Source organism: Tateyamaria omphalii (genome assembly GCF_019802125.1).
In the GTDB taxonomy this organism is placed as follows: Bacteria; Pseudomonadota; Alphaproteobacteria; order Rhodobacterales; family Rhodobacteraceae; genus Tateyamaria; species Tateyamaria omphalii_B.
Genome location: NZ_JAHVHT010000002.1, coordinates 460,681 through 479,826 on the forward strand (window position 1 = coordinate 460,681; position 19,146 = coordinate 479,826).

Genomic DNA, 19,146 nt, shown 5'->3' on the forward strand with positions numbered 1-19,146 from the left:
CCTATAACGTCCTTTGTCGTAACTAGTGTAACTTCGGATAAAATACAATCGACTTCGGTTTTCTGTCCCCCTTTCTGATACATTTTTGCTGCATCGCGGAAAGGTGGTCACTTTTTCAGCAAGCGGGTGCGGATGTAGCCCAGGTCAGGCCCGGACCATTGCCGTGTTTGCCACACGGTCGCGTCCCGGCGATCAACCCAGTAATCAAAGGCCACGACACCTTTCCACCCTGTACAATTCTCTTGTAGGTGAACGACGGGGAACGATCTGCCGACGATTACCAGATCCTCGTTTCCGACCGTGCGCATCTCGCAGTCGAGCGGGATCTCGTCGATCCCGTTTTCACCGTTCTTGATGTAGAGTGTATGGTCGCCGGATATTGGTGCGCGCCGCTGAATGGCTTGCACTGCGGTATCGGCGTCCACTGATCCGATGTCATAGGCAATGCCGCGTGTGGCGGCGATGACGCCGTCCCGCAGGGTTATCTGCACATCATCTGCGCTGCGCCAGGTCCGCAGGAGGCCTGGCCCCGCATCCCGCCGCTCCGAGAACGGTATGAGAAACGCGGTTGCATTGCGGTTTTCGATTGTCACTTCGAGCGCTGGCACTGTCAGACTATTGATCAATGCGGGTGTGAGTTGCGGCGGTGCCGCAACATCATCCTGCCGCGATGCGCGATAGGCATCGTACAACGTCTTGAACTTGCTTGCTTGCGTGTTCTGTTCGTCGGTGCCGCCGGAACAGCCTGCAACCAGAAGAGCAGCGCCAAGCGCGAGGGATGTCAGCCGTTTCATCATTCCCAGACCCTTCCCCAATCTGCATTCAGGTCGGTTATGTGCCCGCTGCGGATTTGCTCGTAGAGACGGCCCGAAACGCTCAGCCGCGCGCCGCCGTCGCGTTGTATCGGCCGGATTGTGGTCGAGACGGTTTGACGGCTTGGTTCTCCGATAAACCAACTGGTCGGAATGGTGATGTTGATCCCCTTGTCGAAGGACCCTTCGCCAAATTCTTCGGAGCTGACATCGGTCAGGGTAAAGAAGCCGCCGACGCGCCAGCCGTTCGCGAACTGGCGTTCAAGGGTGAAGGTCGCACCGACATCGCCCGCCAGGTAGCGGCCAACGTCGAGTTGTCCGTAATACCCCTTGCCCAGATCGTAGTAGGCAGAGATGTGACCGGTCGCCACATCGTAGTCCTGGAAGCCGAACTGCTGATCGAAGTCACGTTGCCTTGCGTAGTTCGCCTCGATCCCCAGGCCAAGTCGGCTTGTCGCGGGTTTCCACAGGAATTCCGCCGAAACACCGCCAAAGAACTGTTCAAGATAGCCCGCGGTTACACGCGCGTACGTGTTCTTGCCTGTCTTCCACTGGCGCGACACGAACAGGTTTTCGATCGTGGTGTCACCCGCCTGTGCGTAGAGCACGGCATCGGTCCGCACGCGCGGCAAGACCGAGTTTGACAGACGACCGCTGTCCAGGTTGCCAGCGAGGCGGTGCCGGACTTCACCGCTAAGCAGCCAACCGGGCGCGAAACGATACTGCGCTTGCGCCGAAAGGCCGACTTCGAGGCGCAAGGGGCGATCCGGGTCGAAATAGCTGGGCCGGAAGTATGGGCCAAGCGCGTAGCTGAACCGTGGGTAGGCCAGTGAGCCGTCAATCGCGCCAGTGGCCGGGCGAGGCGCGGCGTCGGACAGGTCCGAAGCTGCGAGCAGGGCGTTGGCCGCATTCGGTTGGAATTCCAGCGTTTCGATATCGCGACGCGCAATGGTGACGTTGGACATCGCCAGCCCTTCGTTCATCAGAACGATATCGAAGAACTCGACGGATGGCGGAAGCTGGCGTGCAAGCGCGCGCGCGGTTCGGCCAATCACGATCGCCAGATTGCTGTAGCGCGTGCTCGACACCCGCGCCTCGGCGCGGTTTGCCGTTACCTGCAGGCTTTCCAGGCGGATGCCGTCTTCGGTCAGTTCGGGTTCGACCACGTCGCGCAGGATCATCGGCGCGCTTTGCGATGCCGCCCATGCCGTGTCGTAGGACGCGGGATTTTCCGCGCGCGATGGGCGTACGATGATCGGGCGGGGACCGGCCACGGTGAACGGGGTTGCGGGGCGTTTCGGGTTGAACTGGATCTGCGCATTCACGCCGATTTCAGAGCCGTAGAGATAGTAGGCGCCCAGGCGGATCGCGTTGGTCCACTGATATTCGACGCCGAAATTGACCCGCGAGTCACGCTCGAACACGCCGCGCGATGTTTCAGCCACATAGGCGTCCGGAGAGTATTCGAGCTTGAAGCCGAGCCGATCGTTGTACTGCCATTCGATGCCACCGAACGGAGACACGGGCCCGCGGAACCATTGGTCGACGGCCAGTTCGCCGCCTGTGTCGCCCGGGTTGAAGACCGGGCGATTCTCACCCAGTGGTGATCCGATCGAGCCCGACGATGCGAGCCTGCCCCAGCCCAAACCGGCCGTCACCTTGGCGCGGCCGGGAAGCCGGAAGGGACGAATGAAATTCTTTGTCGCGACCAGGTATTCGCCGGCATAGATGCCCGTTCCCGCGAAGTCCTGCAGGCCAACGCTGACGGCAGGACGGTACTGCCGTTCCTTCAGCAGCAGGTAGCGGAAGTCGAAACTACGGTCGCGATACGTTTCAAAGCCGTCCGAGTTCCAGTTTTGGATGCCGATGTAGCGGAAGCTGGCTGTGATCCGTGGCGAGAACTGGAAGGACACTGTCGTTCGGGTCTGACCGCCGAAATGCGATATACCCAAGGCAAACTGTCCATCCGGCAGTGCCTCTGCCGAGGGCGTGTCGATCACGCCGGGCAAGCCGTAGAAGTTCAGAGTTGGTGCGGATGTGACGACCTTGGGCTTCTGAGCGTCGGAATTCTGCGCGACCGCAAGTGACGTTGTCAGGGCAACAGACAGGCCGCCAAGGCCGGCCAACACGAGCGATCTAATCCGCAAAGGCATGGGTTCACTGTCCGGTCGTTCTTAAATTGTTAACGCCTTAAAACATGGGCGTATGTCTTATACAATCTTGCAGGCTGTCGGGTGCCAAACTAGCGGAAAAGCGCGGCTTTCAAGATACAGGAGACACGCGTTCCCGGTCCGCTTCTGCCGCTTCTTTGGGCGTGCTGTATCCTTCGACCCAACGTTTGACCGTGGCCCGTGCGGCGGCTTCGTCGCTGGCCGCGAGCGCATGGCGCAGCGAGCGCATGGCCGAGGCAACCTCGATCTCGCTCAGGGATTCTTCGTTGGTGAAGAAGATCTTCTTGTGACCGGTGCCCACCTGGGTGCCGCTGAGCGTCAGCTCTTCCGTCATTTTCTCGCCCGGGCGCAGGCCGGTGAATTCAATTTCGATGTCACCGTCGGGGTTTTGTGCATCGCGCACCGTGAAGCCCGCGCTTTCGATCACCTGCCTTGCAAGCTGTTCGATCCGTACCGGTTTGCCCATGTCCAGAACGAACACTTCGCCCCCCTTGGCCATGGACCCTGCGCGCAAGACCAGATGTACCGCTTCCTGCACGGTCATGAAGTAGCGGGAGACTTCGCGATGCGTGACCGTTAGCGGTCCGCCCCGCCGCAACTGTTCCTGGAACAGCGGCACGACCGACCCGGAAGAGCCGAGCACGTTTCCGAACCGTACGATGGAGAACTTCAGCCCCTTTGTTGCGGCCACGCGGTTCGCGATGTCCTGCACCACGAGCTCGGCCAGCCGTTTCGACGCGCCCATCATGTTGGTGGGGCGTACGGCCTTGTCCGATGAGATCAGCATGAAACGTTCCACGCCAGCCTCGGCCGCCTCTGTCACGAGGGTCTGTGTCCCGAGCGCATTGTTGGCCAGACCCGCCAGTGGGTTGTATTCCACCAGGGGTACGTGCTTGTAGGCGGCTGCGTGCAGCACGACCTGAATGTCATGATCCTTGAGCACTCGCCGCACCTGGCGTGCATCCGTGACGGAGCCCAGCAACGGCACGATCTCGATATCGCTGCCTTCGGCGAGCTGCGTCAGTTCCTGGTGGATCTGGTATAGCGCGAGCTCGCTCAGTTCGTAGAGAACGATCTTTTCCGGATGATATTCAAGCACCTGGCGGCTGAGTTCCGACCCGATGGAGCCACCAGCACCCGAGATCAGCACACGGCGTCCGGCATAGGCTTCCCCGCCGCCGTCCTGCGGTGTCATCACCTCGTCCCGGCCCAGGAAATTGCGGGGGTTCACCGGGGTCAGTTTGTCGACCAGCGCCTCCTCCCCGATCAGCTGTGAAAAGGAGGGTAGCGTTTGCACCTCGAGCCCCATCTTTTGCAGGCGGCGTGCGATTTGCATCTGCTTCGGATGGCTTTGTGACGGGATCGCCAAGAGCACGCGGTCGATACGGCCATCGGCCACGATTTCTGCAATGCGAACAGGGCTGTAGACCGGCAAGCGCAGGACGCTCACGCCCTGCAGAGCGTGGCTGTCGTCGACGAAGGCGACCGGTTCGATCTGTTCATGGTTGCGCAGGGCCGACACAAGTTGCATCCCCGTTGTCCCGGCCCCGTAGATCAGTACGCGGCAGCGATCGGTGCCCTTCCGGTAGATCGCAAGCACGATCTGCAGCAGGATCGCCCGGCTCATGATGGAGAACATGAAAAACGAGATGCCGAACACGATCTGAGTCGACAGCGGGAGAGGCATGTTGGCTGCCGTCGTCAGAAGTGTGGAGGTCATCGCCAGAAGTGCGGAAAATACACCCGTTCTGCCGATGGAGCCCGTGTCGTAGTCGTTCAGTGTGGACGACGAAATGCACAGCCAAAGCGACAGTCCGACGGCAACCAGCAGCATATATGGCAACACCGGCAGGTAGGTGACAAAGCTGCCCCAGGCCGATTGGGCCGACATGTTCAGGCTGAAAGCGAAAAGGAGGGCGGCAGGGATCAGACTGGCATCAATCGCGATCAAAATATTTCGTTTCTGCGTTCGCGAGAGCGACTTGAGCAGATTTAACATGGTGCCCCCTTGGTATTTCGCCCTTTGCAGGCTGCAGTCACCGCTATCACCTTTGGGTACCAAATTAGTGCGCTGATTTTGCAGGCGCAGAAAAATTGAACGGGTATAGAGCGGAAAAGTGCCAAAAAATGATTATAAATTGTGCGCGTCGATGTGCTTTTTGCACATAATCAACGATTCGGTAAGTGTTTGAGTTAGTTCCGCCTCCTGCGGAACAGGTTGCCGATGGTTTGAAAGACAAGATCAAAGTCGTAGCACGTGTTTTGATTCCGTTGGTAGATAAGGTCAAGCCGTGCTTTCCGCGGAACGCAAATTCGGCAATAGAGATCATCCGTTTCTTCCGCCGTGTCACACCGTGCCAGCAGTCGATCCTCGTGTTTGTGAAATCGGATGGTCGCAAGGCCGGTGACGCCGGGCCGCGATTTCAGCACCTTGCCGTACAGGTCCGGAAAGCGTTCGACATACTCGCGCAGGGGCGGACGCGGTCCCACGAAGGACAGGTCGCCCTTCAGGATGTTCCAGAGCTGCGGAAATTCGTCCAACCGCTTGGCCCGCAGCTTTGCGCCGAGCGGTGTGATCCGGGTGTCCTTGTGGCCGCCGGATACGCCCTGGTCCGCGTCGACCACCGTCATCGTGCGGAACTTCCACAGTCCGAAGCTTTCGGTTGGGGATTTCATGCGTTCCGCCACATAGAAGAGGGGGCGCCCCTGCTTCCTCCAGATCACCCAGATCAGGTAGATGATGATCGGGCCGAGGATGATGACCAGCAGGCTGGCAAAGAACAGATCGAAGATACGCTTGCGCCAGGTCATGTCGGTTCCTTGTTCTTCCAGTCTTGGACGATGCCAGCCGCGGTGCTGTCAGCGGGCGCAAAGGGCGCATATTCTTCAAGTGCCGCTGTCTTGAGCTGTACTTCGGCAATTGTACGTTCTGTTGCCGGGCGTGAGTGCCATTCAAACCCGGCGGCGTCCAGCAATGCCCCCATTTCCACTGCTTCCGGCGCCGCGATATTCAGGAGTGATGGAAGATCGGGCGTCTGCGCCAGCTTGTGCAGCGTCTGTGCCAGCTTGCCGGGGCCTATATAGCTGCGGGACGGCGTCCGTCCGTCCGGGTACTGGTCAAGCTGAAAGCCGGGCTTCCATCCACCCAGGATGGCATCGGCACCGGCGACGTTGCCAAGCCGCAAGACGGTGTTGGATGTTCGGTGCGCCAGAGCCATCCGTTCCATCGCCAGTTTGGCCGCTGCGTAGTCGCTTTGCGGTGCCGTCGGACCGTTTTCGCGCAAGGGTCCAGGCAGCGCGCCATAGACAGCCGCGGATGAGAACAGAAACACATGTGCGCCACGCGCCGCATCCAGTACCTTCTGCGCAAGGGTGACATTCAGGTTCATGGACCGGGGGCTTCCCGGCGTGACGCCCGCGAGGCAGAACACGGTGTCAGCCCCATTGAGAATGCGCGTCAGCGTGCCGGTGTCTTCAATGTCCACGCCGTCGCGCGCGATCCATTCGGCCCGCGCCGGCCATCTTGGCTGCAGCAGTCGACCCAGCTTTCCACCTGCCCCGAGGAACACCGTCCGCATGGGTCACCCCATCGAAATCCGTTTGTCCGCGGGCACAAGCGCATTGATCTGGCGGATATGCTCGGGCAGGCAAACGGTTTCGAAATCGTAGGTGTCGACCACATGTTGCCGCGCGGCGGGACCCAGATGGGCGTAGTCGCGCGGCTTGGACAGCACATCCGCCACTTGTGCGGCGATGGCTTCGGGATCGAAGAAGTCGACCAGCAAACCGGTCTCGCCATGCGTGATCGCCTCACGCACCGGGGCCACGTCGCTTGCAACGACGGTTGCGCCCATCGACATGCTTTCAAGCAGGGACCAGGACAGCACGAAGGGCATCGACAGATAGAGGTGGCACGAGCTGATCTGGACGATCGCCTGGTAGCTTTCGTACGGCACCTGACCGAGAAAGTGCAGGCGGTCCCAATCGATCAGGTGCCCCACTTCTGCTTCCATCTGGCCGCGCAGGCCGCCTGGGTGCTTGTTCTTGCCGCCATAGGACACATCGTTGCCGCCGATCACGAGGATGCGTGCATTTGGGCGTGCCTTCTGGATGTGCGGCACGGCGCGCATGAACTGGTGATAGCCCCGCGTCGTTTCGAGATTGCGGGACATGAAGGTCACCACCTCGTCCTTGCGCGTCAGCGGTCGTCCGATGCGCCCCAGGTTGACCTGTGCCTTCTTGTTTGGCTTCAGCGTGTCGGTGCGGATGCCGTCATGACAGACATAGATCTTGTCGTGGAATTGTTTGGGGAACCGGTCGCGCTGCCAGTAGGTCGGGCTGTGGCCCAGGTCCACCACGTTGATGTTCACCTGCGGAACGACGTTGTGACCGTGCATGATATAGGGCGCGTGTTCACTGACCGGGCTTTCGGGATCAAACCCGACAGGGCCGCCATGGACCGAATAGTAGTATTCGAAGAACCCGATCATGGGCGTGTCGGGCAGCACCTCGCGGAAAAAGGTCATCTCGCCCCAGCCGACATGGCCGATCACGATATCGGGCTGAAAACCACCCGAGACCAGCTCTTGCAGGGCCGTGACCGCGCCAAAGCCGTTGCCAGCCGCGTTTTCCCATGTGCGTGACAGGCCATAGGTATCTTCCTTGGCCGTGTGGTGCGTCTTGTACAGAACCGTTTTCACGCCTGCGAATTCAGGAGCGTTCTTGCGTTGGGTGAGAAAGACAATCTCGTGACCGCCTTGAACCGCCAGCCATTGAATCAGTTCGCGGTACTGGCCCGGCATGTTCTGATGCACAAACAGGAATTTCATAAAATACACGTCCCTTTTGCGTGTAGATACCGCGCCCGAACCCGCGCCGCAATCAGGGCTGTACGGGCCACATGGATCCGGTGCCGCGCTTTTCCTGACCCGGGCTGAGGCCGAAGGTGCCGCGGTAGCTTTTTGAGAAATGCGACAAGGATCGAAAGCCGCAGGCGACGCAAATGTCCGTCACGCTCAGACCGGTCTGACGCAAAAGCCCGCGCGCTTTTTCGAGCCTCAGTTGCAGGTAATGACGCTTGGGTGACATGCCCAGATGCCGGGCAAAGAGCCGTTCCAGTTGCCGTGTGCTGAGTTGGATCAGCTCCGCAATCTCGTCCGGGCGCAGAGGATCCTCCAGGTTGTTTTCCATGATCTGAAGCGCCATGCCCAATTTGCCATGGGCGACATCGGGCCGTGCCCGCCGCGACAGGCGCTGTCCGTGGCTGGCGGCCCGTGGATCGGTATAAACCATCTGATCGGCCACCCACGTCGCCAGATCGACGCCATAGTCGTTCTTGATCCGGTCGAGCATCATGTCCATGGAGGCTGCCCCACCCGCCGTCGTGAAGATGCGCCCATCCTTCGAATAGAGACTGTTTTCGATGGTCACATCGGGCAGCAGTTCGATCAATGCATCCCGGTATTCCCAATGGGTCGTCACCGTCTTGCCCGCCAGCAGACCGGCAAGGGCCAGGGTGTAGGTGCCTGAGGACAGCGCCCCAAAATCCATCCCCTTGCGCGTTTCGCGTCGGAGCCAGTTGAGGATGGGGCGCGTGCTGCTTTCCGCTGCATGGTTGCCTGCGCACACGACGAGCGTTTCGTCCCGTGCAAGCTCGGGCAGGGCGGCGTCAACCGCTGTCGTGATGCCGTTGTAGGCCGGAACGGGGTCACCTGTTTCGCCGATGATGCGCCACGCATAGAATGTCTGGCCCGAAGGGTGCAGGTTGGCGAGGCTGAGTGCTTCGAGCGCGCAGGCGAAGCCCAGTTGGGAATAGCCGGGAATGAGGAGAAAGGCGTAGCGCCGGGGGGCTGTCGCCTCAGGCGGCAAGGGCGGCGTCCAGAAGCGCGCGCACCTTGCGGGCATAGGGTTCGTTCACCAGCCGGGTCACTTCGTCACCGTTTTTCATCACGAGAAGCGTGGACCGGCGTTCGACCTTGAGCCGTTGGGTCATTTGCGAGGGGCCGAACGTGTCCCAATCCACGTCCACGAAGGTCAGGTTCGTGTAGGCGGGGTTTTCGGCCAGCGCCTCGGCAATCAGCTCGGCCTTGATCTGGCAAGTCAGGGACCATGTGGCGCGGAAGTTCATCACCACCGTCTGATCGGTTTCACGCAAACTGCGCCAGATGGCGGGCGTGAATGTCTCGGCCGGATAGGCCGCGCTGGCACCCGGCACGGTCAGTGCTGCGGCAGAAAGAAGAAATGTGCGACGGTGCATCAAATGGGCTCCGGAACCTGAAATGTTGGCCCACCATATGGCGGCATGTTCCGTGCGCAAGAGTTTGCTTATCAGCTTTTGACCTGTCGTGACACTTGTACCGCAAGAATGCCCGCCGTGATGATCGCGACCCCCAGAATGTCCTGTGGCCCAAGCCGTTCGCCCAGGAGTGCTGTGGCGATGGCGACCCCGAAAAACGGGTTAAGGAAGTGGAAGGTCGCCGCCTTGGTCGCACCGATGCGCGCCACCAGCGCGAACCAGATCCACGTGGCCGCAAGGCCGGGGATGAACACCGTGTAGGTAAACGCCGCAAAGAGAGCCGGTGTGGGGGTCACTTCGATGGTTTCGATGAACGCGGATGCGATGCCGAGCACGATCGCGCCCACGAACATCTGCAGCCCCACCACCATCATCAGGTTCCCACCCGAAGACATGGTGCGCATCGACAGGGTGGCGATGGTCAGGGCGATGGCTCCGATGACACAGAGGGCGACGCCGAACATGTCTACCCCCGCGTCGAGCCGTGCCGACATGATCAGGATCACCCCGGTGATCCCCAGCACCAGCCCGATGATTCCGAGCGGCGGCAGCTTGTCCCGGAAGACAACCCAACTCGCAAACGCCACCATCAGCGGCATGGTCGAGGCAATGATCGAGGCCAGCGATGCTTCGACTGTTTGCATGGCGTAGAAGTTGAGGCCGAGATAGATCGCGTTCTGGCACAGGCCAAAGATCAGCGTGGCCCGCCATTGGTCCCGCGTCAGGTTCCAGGTCTGTCCCATCAGCCGTGCGATGGCGACGCCAATGATGCCCGCGATGAAGAAGCGCAGAGATGAGGCGGCGAGCGGCGGGGCGTGGGTGACGATGATCCGGGCCGAGGTGAAGGCCGACGACCAGATCAGGGCAAAGGTCAGGCCCATCAGAAGTGCGCGGATGTCCATGACCGTCCCTTGTCGTTCCGCGCGGACGTTCGGGGAAATCCTGCTGGGATGCAAGGCGCTGTTCACGGCCCTTTGCAATGTATGTGATCGGGTTTCGGTTAATGCTGCACGCAAGATAAGGAGCCTGCCCATGACCCTGACCCGCCGCGCCTTTGGTGGCCTGACTTTATCCGGTGCCCTGTTGCCCCATGCCGCCCTGTCGCAGAGCATCAGTGCCTTGGACGCGATGCGCGCGCCATTGTCTGCGCCGACAACTGAATTTGAGGCGGCGTTGAAGTGGATGGAGGAGCGCGGATCGCCAGATATGGCCGCGCCGTTGATCACCGCATTGCGCTTTTCACGGTCGCGCGGGCCGCAGATTGCCCAGGTGCTGGAGGCGATCACGCGCGAGGACTACTTCACCGACTGGTTTCAATGGATGCTGTGGCAAGAGCAGAACCCGCAGATCAAACCGCACGAGGATTTCCCGACTTACAAGCGCGAGGTGATGCTGCGCATCGACGACAATTTCGATCTGTTCCTGCGGCCAGAGCATATTCAACCTGACCGGATGCGTATTCGGCTGGAGGAGATTGCATGGGGCGGGGTGGTCAAGGACGGTATCCCGTCGCTCGATAACCCCGAGTTGATTGGAGCGGCTGACGCCGACTACCTGCGTGGAGACGATCTGGTCTTTGGCGTGTCGATCAATGGGGACGTGCGGGCCTATCCGCTGCGGATCATGGGCTGGCACGAGATGTTCAACGAGGTGATTGGCGGCGTACCTGTGGCGCTGGCCTATTGCACGCTTTGCGGGTCAGGCATTCTATTTGAGACGGATGTGCGGGGGCGGTCGAAGCCGCTTGTGTTTGGATCGTCCGGGTTCCTCTACCGCTCAAACAAGCTGATGTTCGACCGCGAGACGCATTCGCTGTGGAACCAGTGGACAGGCAAGCCTGTGGTGGGGCCGCTTGTAAACAGCGGGATCGAATTGCAGCAACGCCCGGTGGTCATCACCACGTGGGACAGTTGGAAGGCATCCAATCCGGGGACCAAGGTGCTGAGCCTGAACACCGGGCATCGTCGGGACTACGGTTCAGGTGTGGTCTACAACGACTATTTCGCGTCGCCCGACCTGATGTTTCCTGCGGTTGTCGATCAACGAGACCATGCGCAGAAGGACTATATCTTTGCAGTGCGCGAGTTCGGTGCCGCGCGGGGATGGCCGTTGGAGGCGTTCAAGGGACGCCCGATCATCAATGACGAGATCGCAAATAAGCCGCTGTTGCTGATTGGTGATGTGGAACGGCGCAGTGTGCGCGCTTATGAGCGCGGCGACCGGACCTTCACTCAAACGAGTGGCAAGATTGCGGATCAGACGGGTGCGGTGTGGCGCGTGACCGAGGATGCGTTGCTTGGGCCGGATGGTGCGCGGCTGGAGCGGGTTGCGGGCCACATCAGCTACTGGTTTGCGTGGGACAACTACCTGGGCGATGCGGCCACGGTGTTCGATGGCTGAACAAAAAAGGGCCGCCCGACAGGCGACCCTTGAATACCTTGCGAAAGCTGGGCTTAGCCGTTCACGCTGTCCTTGAGCGCTTTGGCGATGGTCATTTTCACGACCTTGTCCGCTTCCTTCTTGAACTGTTCACCGGTCGCAGGGTTGCGCACCATACGCTCGGGACGCTCGCGGCAGTAGATCTTGCCAACGCCCGGCAGTGTCACTGCGCCGCCGCCCGACACCTCTTTGGTGATCAGGCCGCAGATCGCGTCCAGCGCGCCGCCTGCGGATTTCTTGTCTGTCCCCATTTCTTCGGCCAGCGCGGCGACGAGTTGGGTTTTTGTCATTGGTTTTGCCATTTCATGGTCTCCTTCGTCCGCCCGAGTTCTTGGGCCTCTGATCCGCAATATAACGGAATGTTGTGCGAACACACAACGAATAGTGGCTCATGGCAAGCCAAAATAAGGGGTTTTCCGCTGTTTTTCGCCGTTAACGTGCTGTCAGGTGCCCCTTACAGGAAGGCGGTTTCCTCGAACGAGCGCAATTTCCGGCTGTGGATGCGTTCCAGCGGCATCGTCCGCAAGTGCTCCATCGCCCGGATTCCGATCATCAAATGGCGTGCCACCTGCTCCTTGTAGAAGTTCGAAGCCATGCCCGGCAGCTTCAATTCGCCGTGCAGAGGTTTGTCCGAGACGCAGAGCAAGGTGCCGTATGGCACCCGGAACCGGTAGCCGTTGGCGGCAATCGTGGCGCTTTCCATGTCGAGCGCGATGGCGCGGGACTGGGACAGACGCTGCACAGGGCCGTGCTGGTCGCGCAGTTCCCAGTTGCGGTCGTCATAGCTGGCGACGGTGCCGGTGCGCATGATGCGCTTGAGCTCATAGCCCTTGAGCTGCGTCGTCTCCGCCACCGCTTCCTCAAGTGCGATCTGGATTTCGGCCAGCGCGGGGATCGGGACCCAGGGCGGCAGGTCGCTGTCGAGCACGTTGTCCTCACGCAAATAGGCGTGGGCGAGAACGAAGTCGCCAAGGGCCTGAGAGTTGCGCAGCCCCGCACAGTGGCCGACCATCAACCAGGCATGGGGGCGCAGCACGGCGATGTGATCGGTGGCTGTCTTGGCGTTCGACGGCCCGACCCCGATATTGACGAGCGTGATCCCCGAGCCGTCCTCGCGTTTCAGGTGGTAGGTCGGCATTTGTGGCATCTTGGGGCTGGCGGGAAGGTCCTGATTGCCAGCCGTGATCTCGGCATTGCCGGTCGAGACGAAGGAGGTGTAGCCGCTGTCCGGGTCGTCCAGTTGAGCGCGGGCGTAGGCTTCGAACTCGGACACATAGAACTGGTAGTTCGTGAACAGAACATGGTTCTGGAAGTGATGCGCGTCGGTGGCGGTGTAGTGCGACAGCCGCGCCAGCGAGTAGTCGATACGCTGGGCGGTGAATGGGGCAAGAGGGCCGATCCCGCCCACACGCTCATAGGTGCCGTTGACGATGTCGTCGTTGGTGTTGGTCAGGTCCGGGACGTCAAAGACATCTCGCAGCGGAAAGGCTGCAGCTCCTTCTTGCGGAACTGTCATGTTCTTTTCGTTGGCCACGGCGAAGTGCACGGGCATTGGCGTGTTCGAGTACCCGATCTCGACCGGTTGGTCGTGGTTCGTGATCAGCAGGCCGATCTGCTGGGTCAGGTAGTTTTGGAACAGGTCGGGCCGTGTGACCGTCGTGGCATAGGTGCCGGGGTCGGCCACGTGGCCGAAGCTGAGGCGCGTGTCGACTTGCGCGTAGCTGGATGTGGTGAAGCGGATTTCGGGATAGTAGGCGCGCACGCGCCCTTCGGGTGCGCCATGTTCCATCGCGTGTCGAAACTGTTGGCTGAGAAACTCGACGGCGTCGTCATAAAGCTCCTGCAGGTGGGCCACGGCGGCTTTGGCGTCGTGGAATTCGGTGTGGCCGTGACCGGCCTGTTCAAGTGTTCTCATGTTGTTGGCTCAAGGACTGGAATGAAATCAAACGTGCGGACATCGACCAGTCCCAGGTCAGAGATGCGCAGTTCAGGAATAACGACAAGCGCCAGCAGAGAGTGCTGCATGTAGGCGTTGTTCAGGGTGCAGCCGCAATCGACCATGGCCTGAACCATCTGGTCGGCTTCGGCGGCCACGTCAGGGGCGGGGCTGTCTGACATCAGGCCGGCTATGGGCAGTTCGACCAGCGCCAGTTCTTCGCCGTCGCGGAAGATGGTGATGCCGCCGCCCACCTCTGCCAGCCTATTGGCAGCGAGGGCCATCTGGTCGCGGTCGGTGCCCACGACGATCATGTGGTGGCTGTCATGCGCCACGGTCGAGGCCATGGCCATCTTGCCCTGGTAGTTGAACCCGGACACCAGCGCGTTTGTCACGCCGCCGGTTGCCTGGTGCCGTTCGACCAGTGCGATCTGGCAGGTGTCGCCGTGGGGTTCTACCTTGCCATCGCTGACGGGCATGTCGCGTTTCAGGGCCTTGGTGGGTGCCTGGTTCTCGACGACACCTATGACGTTGGCGGTGACGGAGTTGCGGCCTTCGGGGGCCGCAATTTCAAAGTCGGCAGCAGTCTTGGGTGCGCCCATGTTCACCGTCTGGCGGGCCTTGGTCGGCCAGTCGAGATGGGGGCAGTCAGCGGTCAATTCGCCGTTGATAGAGACTGTTTTTCCGCGCGCGATGACCTGTTCGATGGGGAGCGTCTTGAGGTCGGATGTGAGGATCACATCGGCCCGTCTTCCGGGTGTCAGCGAGCCGATCTCGCGCTCCAGCCCGAAATGGGTGGCCGTGTTGATCGTTGCCATTTGCAGGGCAACCAGCGGGTCACACCCGCAGTCGATGGCGTGGCGCACGACGCGGTTCATGTGCCCGTCATTGACGAGCGTACCGGAGTGGCAGTCGTCGGTGCAGAGGATCATATTGCGAGGGTCGAGGCCCTTTTCCGTGATCGCGGTGATCTGCGTTTCCACGTCATACCACGCGCTGCCGAGCCGGATCATGGACCGCATACCTTGGCGCATTCGCGCGATGGCGTCGGCCTCGCATGTCCCCTCGTGATCGTCGGCGGGACCACCGGCGACGTAGGCCGCGAAGTCGGGGCCAAGGTCGGGCGATGCGTAGTGGCCGCCCACGGTTTTGCCCGCGCGCTGGGTTGCAGCGACCTCGGCCAGCATCTGCGGATCGGCATTAGCCATGCCGGGGAAGTTCATCATTTCGCCCAGACCGATGATGCCGGGCCATGCCATCGCCTCGGCCACATCCTCGGCGCTGATCTCGTAGCCTGTTGTCTCCATGCCAGGTGCGGAGGGCGCACAGGATGGCATCTGGGTCCAAATGTTCACGGGCTGCATCAGCGCCTCGTCATGCATCAGGCGCACGCCTTCGAGGCCGAGCACATTGGCGATCTCGTGCGGGTCGGTGAACATGGTCGTGGTGCCGTGCGGGATGACGGCGGCGGCAAACTCGGCGGGGGTGAGCATGCCGCTTTCGATGTGCATGTGCCCGTCGCACAAGCCGGGGATCATGTAACGGCCATTGGCCTCGATGACCTCGGTCTCCGGGCCGATTTGGGCGCTGGCGTCGGGCAGGACGCAGGCGATGCGCCCGTGCTTGATGGCGATGTCGTGGTCCGGCAGCGCTTCGCGCGTGTGGACGTTCACCCAGATGCCGCCACGAATGACGGTGTCCGCAGGCGCGCGGCCAGCGGCGACGTTCACGAGATCGGGGGCAACATCGGGCCAGGACGGGAAAAGGTCATGTTCCATGTCCCAAATGATCAAGTTTCGCGGGAAGGTGCAAGAGGGCCCGCGCGGATGATCGAAACTGTCATCGTCGCGGGCGGGGTTCGGCTGATGCGCTGCTCTGCGCATGGCCCCCGCCGGCGCCGATTTGAGTTGATCCGGAAGGCGGACAACGTGCACGGTTTGCCCAAGCAGAGGGAGTACAACATGTCCGTTACACAGATTCGCCCGAACATGGACAACTGGCAGGAGCGTGTCGATCTGGCGGCCGCCTTTCGCTGGACCGTGCGCCTGAACATGCACGAGGCGGTGGCCAACCACTTTTCGCTCGCCATCAATGATGACGGAACGAAGTTTCTGATGAACCCGAACCAGATGCACTTTTCACGCATCAAGGCATCGGATCTGATCGTGGTGGACGCCAATGACCCCGACAGTATGGAAGGGCCGGACGCGCCGGACCCCACCGCTTGGGGTCTGCATGGCGGAATGCACCGGCATTGCGCGCACGCCCGCTGCGCCATGCACGTGCACTCCCCCTACGCCACGGCGCTTGCGGCACTTGCCGACAGCACATTGCCGCCGGTGGACCAGAACGGGTGTATGTTCTTCAACCGTGTGGTCGTGGACGAAAACTATGGCGGTCTCGCGTTCGAAGAAGAAGGCGAGCGCTGCGCCAAGCTGTTCGATGACTCGAAGAAGAAGGTGATGGTGATGGGCAATCACGGCATCATGGTCATCGGGGACACGGTGGCCGAGACGTTCAACCGGATGTTCTATTTCGAGCGCGCGTGCCAGACCTATCTGCTTGCCCTGCAAACGGGCAAACCCCTGCGCCTGATCCCGGATGACGTGGCCGAAAAGACAGCGCAGGAGATCGAGGACTATCCCGAGCAGGATCTGCGTCATCTGGCCGAGCTGAAGGCCATTCTGGACGAGGAAGGGTCGAATTACGCGAGCTGACGGCTGATCAAGCGGCGCGTTGATCCACCAGCGTGATGGCCTCGAACGAGCCGAGGACCTGGTGGATGGGGCGCGCATGTTCCGGCAGCAGGCGGCTTGGAATATCGGCAAGCACGCTGGCATCGAGCCGTTCCGCATCCCGCCGAATCCGCCCGATATAGAGACTTTCCAGCGCGCATCCTGCCGCCACGAGAGCCTCGTGCCTCGGCAGGATCACCTGCACATATTCCGTGGTGCTTTCCGTGTTGTTCCAGATCGCGGCATGTCCGTTCACCAGATGTCGTGCGGGCACCAGAACGGCCTCTTGACCGAAGATGTATTCCACCTCGGAGCCTTTCAGGACCAGGCGCTGTTCGGGGGCGACCACGATGTCGCGGTGCAGACCGAAATAGGGCGCGCGCAAACGGACGGGGGCAAAGCTGCCGCGCGCGGGCACCACGTGATGCACCGTATGAAGAACCGGGACGATGTCGCCGGTGTCGGTCGTTACCGTGTCACCGCGTTGCAGGCTTCCTGCTGGGCGGTAACCGCCCGGCGTCGCGATCGGAGTGGCCGGATGCAGGGACGGCATGGGGCCGACCGGCAGCACGTCGGTGCTGATCCCGGCAAACAGAACCTCCTTTGACAAGGTGCGGGCCGGGTGCGCGAGGATCACGTCGCGCATGTCGTCTTTCATGAGGGGGCGCGGCATGTGCACGGGACGGCTGATGATCTTGTTGCCTTCGGGCCGTTCGAGGGCCAGCCGCCCCCAGCCATTGGGGGCATCCCAGGCATAGGTCACGCGCAGGGTCGGCGTGCGTCCGTCATCCGCCCAGCGGATCGCGGCATGGTTCACCTCTGTGTGGTGGCGATGCAGCATGGCGATGCCACCACCCGGGATGGCACGGAATGTCAGCTCGCGCGGCCAAGGAAAGGGGTGCGAGATCCCGAAAAGGTCATGTGGTTTCTGGTGCCCTGCGACCCGTGTTTCGAACATGAGCGTGCCTCGCTCCAGCAGCGGGCTGGGGCAGGGCGCAGTCTTTTCGGGTCCCAGACCGGTTTTGGAGAACCGGCCATCCTCGTGATCGGTGACGCCGATCCAGCTCATGCCGCGGCCCGCGCCTTGCGCCACAAGCCCGCTTCATACCCGCGCAAGGTGCGTCGGGCTGCAGGGCCATAGCCCTCGCCCGTGTGCGGATCGAGTTCCGGGAAGATGTCGCAGATCTCGTCCACGATCTCTCGTTCGAAGCTCTTGGTGGTTTGGGGGCCGGGCAAAAAGCTCTCGGTTGCGAGGCCGCCCGAAAAGACGACCTGGTGCTTGTCGAACATCAGGTGGACATAGGTGACAACGCCGCCTGCGCGCCGGGTGACGGAGCGGTCGTTGACCAGATCCTTGGCGGCCACCAGTACCTCCGGCTCACCGAAGAGGAGTTCTGCCAAGCTGTCGCGGATCAGGACGCGGTGGAGTGGGGACACCATCACATCGTCGTGCCGTCCAAAGGTGCCTGCACGGATCAGAATGGGGGCATATTGGTCCTCTGCCTGCACCGTGCGTGTTCCGATCCAGCGCAGCGGTTGCGGGCCGTCGTCCTGGGTCAGGACAAGGTCGCCCTCCTGCAAGGTTTCCACGGCGACTTCCCCGGTCGGAGTGCTGATCAGGGTGCCTGCAACAAAGCAGGGGATCGACGTCGCATTGACGAACCCGACATCGGTGTTGTTGCCGTCCGTGACGGTGTAGGTGAAGTTGAAGTCTTCTTCATCCCCGTCGCCTGCGACTGTCAATTCGCCGTTCGGTCCGACCGTGACCTGCTGGCCGGTGGGCAGCGTAATGGTGGTTCCTATACCCGTGACCGGGTCATAGGACACAGGTTGGCCATTGATATGCGTGATGGTCAGTGTGCTGCCCGCGGGCGATACATCGTTGTCGAGCACGTTGAACGACGTGACACCATCCGGGTAGACATTCACGTCATCGCCAATGGCGACCAAAGAGGTTTGAACGGAGTCTCCCGCGATCAGCAGGTTCGAGTCGTACTGGTTGTCCGACACGTCAGCGATGCCAATGCGGATCGAGTTTACCTGCCCGGGTGTGACCGGCATGGTCAGGGTCAGGGTGATCGTGAACCCGTCCATCTCGGTGTTGTAGTCATCGTTCGAGTTGTCGACGAACATGTTGATGTTGTTCGTCGTGTTGATGTTGCCGGGGTCCGTGTCGCCGTTGCCGACCTCCATCTCGATCTGCTGACCGTTGACCCAGACGCCCACAAAGTCCTGATAGATCGAGTTCTGGAACTCCGGGTACTCTTCCGAGCTGAAGACGAATTGCATCGTCATCACATTGCCCGTGGGGATGAAGTCGACATCTAGGTAAGACGCATCATATGTGCGTGCACCGGCAGCTGCGTTGAATTGCGCGTTGTTGTTCTGGCCGGACGTGTTGGTGGACGTATTGTTGGCCTGATTGGAAGACCCCGAAGAATTGGTGAAATCCTCTGCCTCGCCGGTTGAGAGTATCACACCGGTGTCACTCGGTGTGACGCCGGGCGCAACGCTGTCGCCGTTCGAGTAGATCCCTGCGCTGTCGATGTCGCCTGTGTAGGACGCTGAAACGACCGTTACTCCGTCGCCGAAGATGGCGTTCGCCATATCCGTTGCGTCAACGCCTTCGCGCACCGTTTGGATCGGAAGTTCCGATGCCGCTACCATATCTGCCCCACCCCAATTCATGAGACAGAATGACAGCAGCGCACGCAGCTGATCTGCGCGTCATGTCGTGCATGTTTCCGCACTTTGGTGG

Annotated in this window: 16 protein-coding genes; 2 read left to right on the plus strand and 14 right to left on the minus strand. The window is 61.1% G+C overall.

From position 1 onward, the window contains the following. Window positions 1–107: 107 nt before the first annotated feature. The 9 genes from KUV51_RS11255 to KUV51_RS11295 all read right to left on the minus strand — a co-directional run bounded on the left by KUV51_RS11255 (window position 108) and on the right by KUV51_RS11295 (window position 10,180). Entirely contained in the window at window positions 108–797 is a 690-nt protein-coding gene (locus KUV51_RS11255; protein ID WP_222521718.1) for a YjbF family lipoprotein, read from the minus strand. Then, on the minus strand, window positions 794–2,941 hold the full coding sequence (locus KUV51_RS11260; protein WP_315898819.1) for a YjbH domain-containing protein: 2,148 nt from the start codon (window positions 2,939–2,941) through the stop codon (window positions 794–796). The genes KUV51_RS11255 and KUV51_RS11260 overlap by 4 nt, the downstream gene beginning before the upstream one ends. Window positions 2,942–3,074: 133 nt before the next feature. Then, window positions 3,075–4,982, minus strand: coding sequence for a polysaccharide biosynthesis protein (locus tag KUV51_RS11265; RefSeq protein WP_222521720.1), 1,908 nt, complete (start codon window positions 4,980–4,982; stop codon window positions 3,075–3,077). Window positions 4,983–5,176: 194 nt separating this feature from the next. Then, window positions 5,177–5,794 (minus strand): sugar transferase, encoded by a 618-nt coding sequence (locus KUV51_RS11270; RefSeq protein WP_222521721.1) that lies wholly within the window; start codon window positions 5,792–5,794, stop codon window positions 5,177–5,179. After that, window positions 5,791–6,561, minus strand: a complete 771-nt coding sequence (locus tag KUV51_RS11275) for an NAD-dependent epimerase/dehydratase family protein (protein ID WP_222521722.1) — start codon at window positions 6,559–6,561, stop codon at window positions 5,791–5,793. Before KUV51_RS11275 ends, KUV51_RS11270 begins: the two co-directional genes overlap by 4 nt. A 3-nt stretch (window positions 6,562–6,564) precedes the next feature. Further along, on the minus strand, window positions 6,565–7,812 hold the full coding sequence (locus KUV51_RS11280) for a glycosyltransferase family 4 protein (RefSeq protein ID WP_222521723.1): 1,248 nt from the start codon (window positions 7,810–7,812) through the stop codon (window positions 6,565–6,567). A 52-nt stretch (window positions 7,813–7,864) separates the two neighbouring features. Then, the gene (locus tag KUV51_RS11285; protein ID WP_222521724.1) at window positions 7,865–8,887 is read right to left on the minus strand and encodes a GlxA family transcriptional regulator; all 1,023 of its coding nucleotides are present in this window, start codon (window positions 8,885–8,887) and stop codon (window positions 7,865–7,867) included. Further along, window positions 8,841–9,239 (minus strand): thioredoxin family protein, encoded by a 399-nt coding sequence (locus KUV51_RS11290; protein ID WP_222521725.1) that lies wholly within the window; start codon window positions 9,237–9,239, stop codon window positions 8,841–8,843. The genes KUV51_RS11285 and KUV51_RS11290 overlap by 47 nt, the downstream gene beginning before the upstream one ends. Before the next feature lie 71 nt (window positions 9,240–9,310). Continuing rightward, window positions 9,311–10,180, minus strand: coding sequence for a DMT family transporter (locus KUV51_RS11295; RefSeq protein ID WP_222521726.1), 870 nt, complete (start codon window positions 10,178–10,180; stop codon window positions 9,311–9,313). Between the two features lie 130 nt (window positions 10,181–10,310). On the opposite strand from KUV51_RS11295, the gene KUV51_RS11300 reads away from it, so the two are divergent. Next, window positions 10,311–11,678 carry a DUF3179 domain-containing protein gene (locus KUV51_RS11300; RefSeq protein WP_222521727.1) on the plus strand — a complete coding sequence of 456 codons (1,368 nt, stop codon included), beginning with the start codon at window positions 10,311–10,313 and terminating at the stop codon, window positions 11,676–11,678. A gap of 53 nt (window positions 11,679–11,731) precedes the next feature. Here KUV51_RS11300 and KUV51_RS11305 read toward each other — a convergent pair whose 3' ends face one another. The 3 genes from KUV51_RS11305 to ade form a co-directional block, all read right to left on the minus strand. Further along, window positions 11,732–12,019 carry an HU family DNA-binding protein gene (locus tag KUV51_RS11305; protein WP_039684873.1) on the minus strand — a complete coding sequence of 96 codons (288 nt, stop codon included), beginning with the start codon at window positions 12,017–12,019 and terminating at the stop codon, window positions 11,732–11,734. A gap of 152 nt (window positions 12,020–12,171) precedes the next feature. After that, entirely contained in the window at window positions 12,172–13,632 is a 1,461-nt protein-coding gene (locus KUV51_RS11310; protein WP_222521728.1) for an AMP nucleosidase, read from the minus strand. Continuing rightward, window positions 13,629–15,431, minus strand: coding sequence for an adenine deaminase (ade, locus tag KUV51_RS11315; RefSeq protein WP_222521729.1), 1,803 nt, complete (start codon window positions 15,429–15,431; stop codon window positions 13,629–13,631). Before ade ends, KUV51_RS11310 begins: the two co-directional genes overlap by 4 nt. 183 nt (window positions 15,432–15,614) lie before the next feature. Between ade and KUV51_RS11320 the strand changes: the two genes are divergently transcribed. Continuing rightward, a complete protein-coding gene (locus KUV51_RS11320; protein WP_222521730.1) occupies window positions 15,615–16,370 on the plus strand; it encodes a class II aldolase and adducin N-terminal domain-containing protein in 756 nt (251 codons plus the stop codon). Window positions 16,371–16,377: 7 nt separating this feature from the next. Here the strand turns inward: KUV51_RS11320 and KUV51_RS11325 are convergent, their stop codons facing one another. Both KUV51_RS11325 and KUV51_RS11330 read right to left on the minus strand, forming a co-directional pair. Then, on the minus strand, window positions 16,378–17,457 hold the full coding sequence (locus KUV51_RS11325; protein ID WP_222521731.1) for a Hint domain-containing protein: 1,080 nt from the start codon (window positions 17,455–17,457) through the stop codon (window positions 16,378–16,380). After that, window positions 17,454–19,055, minus strand: a complete 1,602-nt coding sequence (locus tag KUV51_RS11330; protein ID WP_222521732.1) for a Hint domain-containing protein — start codon at window positions 19,053–19,055, stop codon at window positions 17,454–17,456. Before KUV51_RS11330 ends, KUV51_RS11325 begins: the two co-directional genes overlap by 4 nt. Window positions 19,056–19,146: the final 91 nt, after the last annotated feature.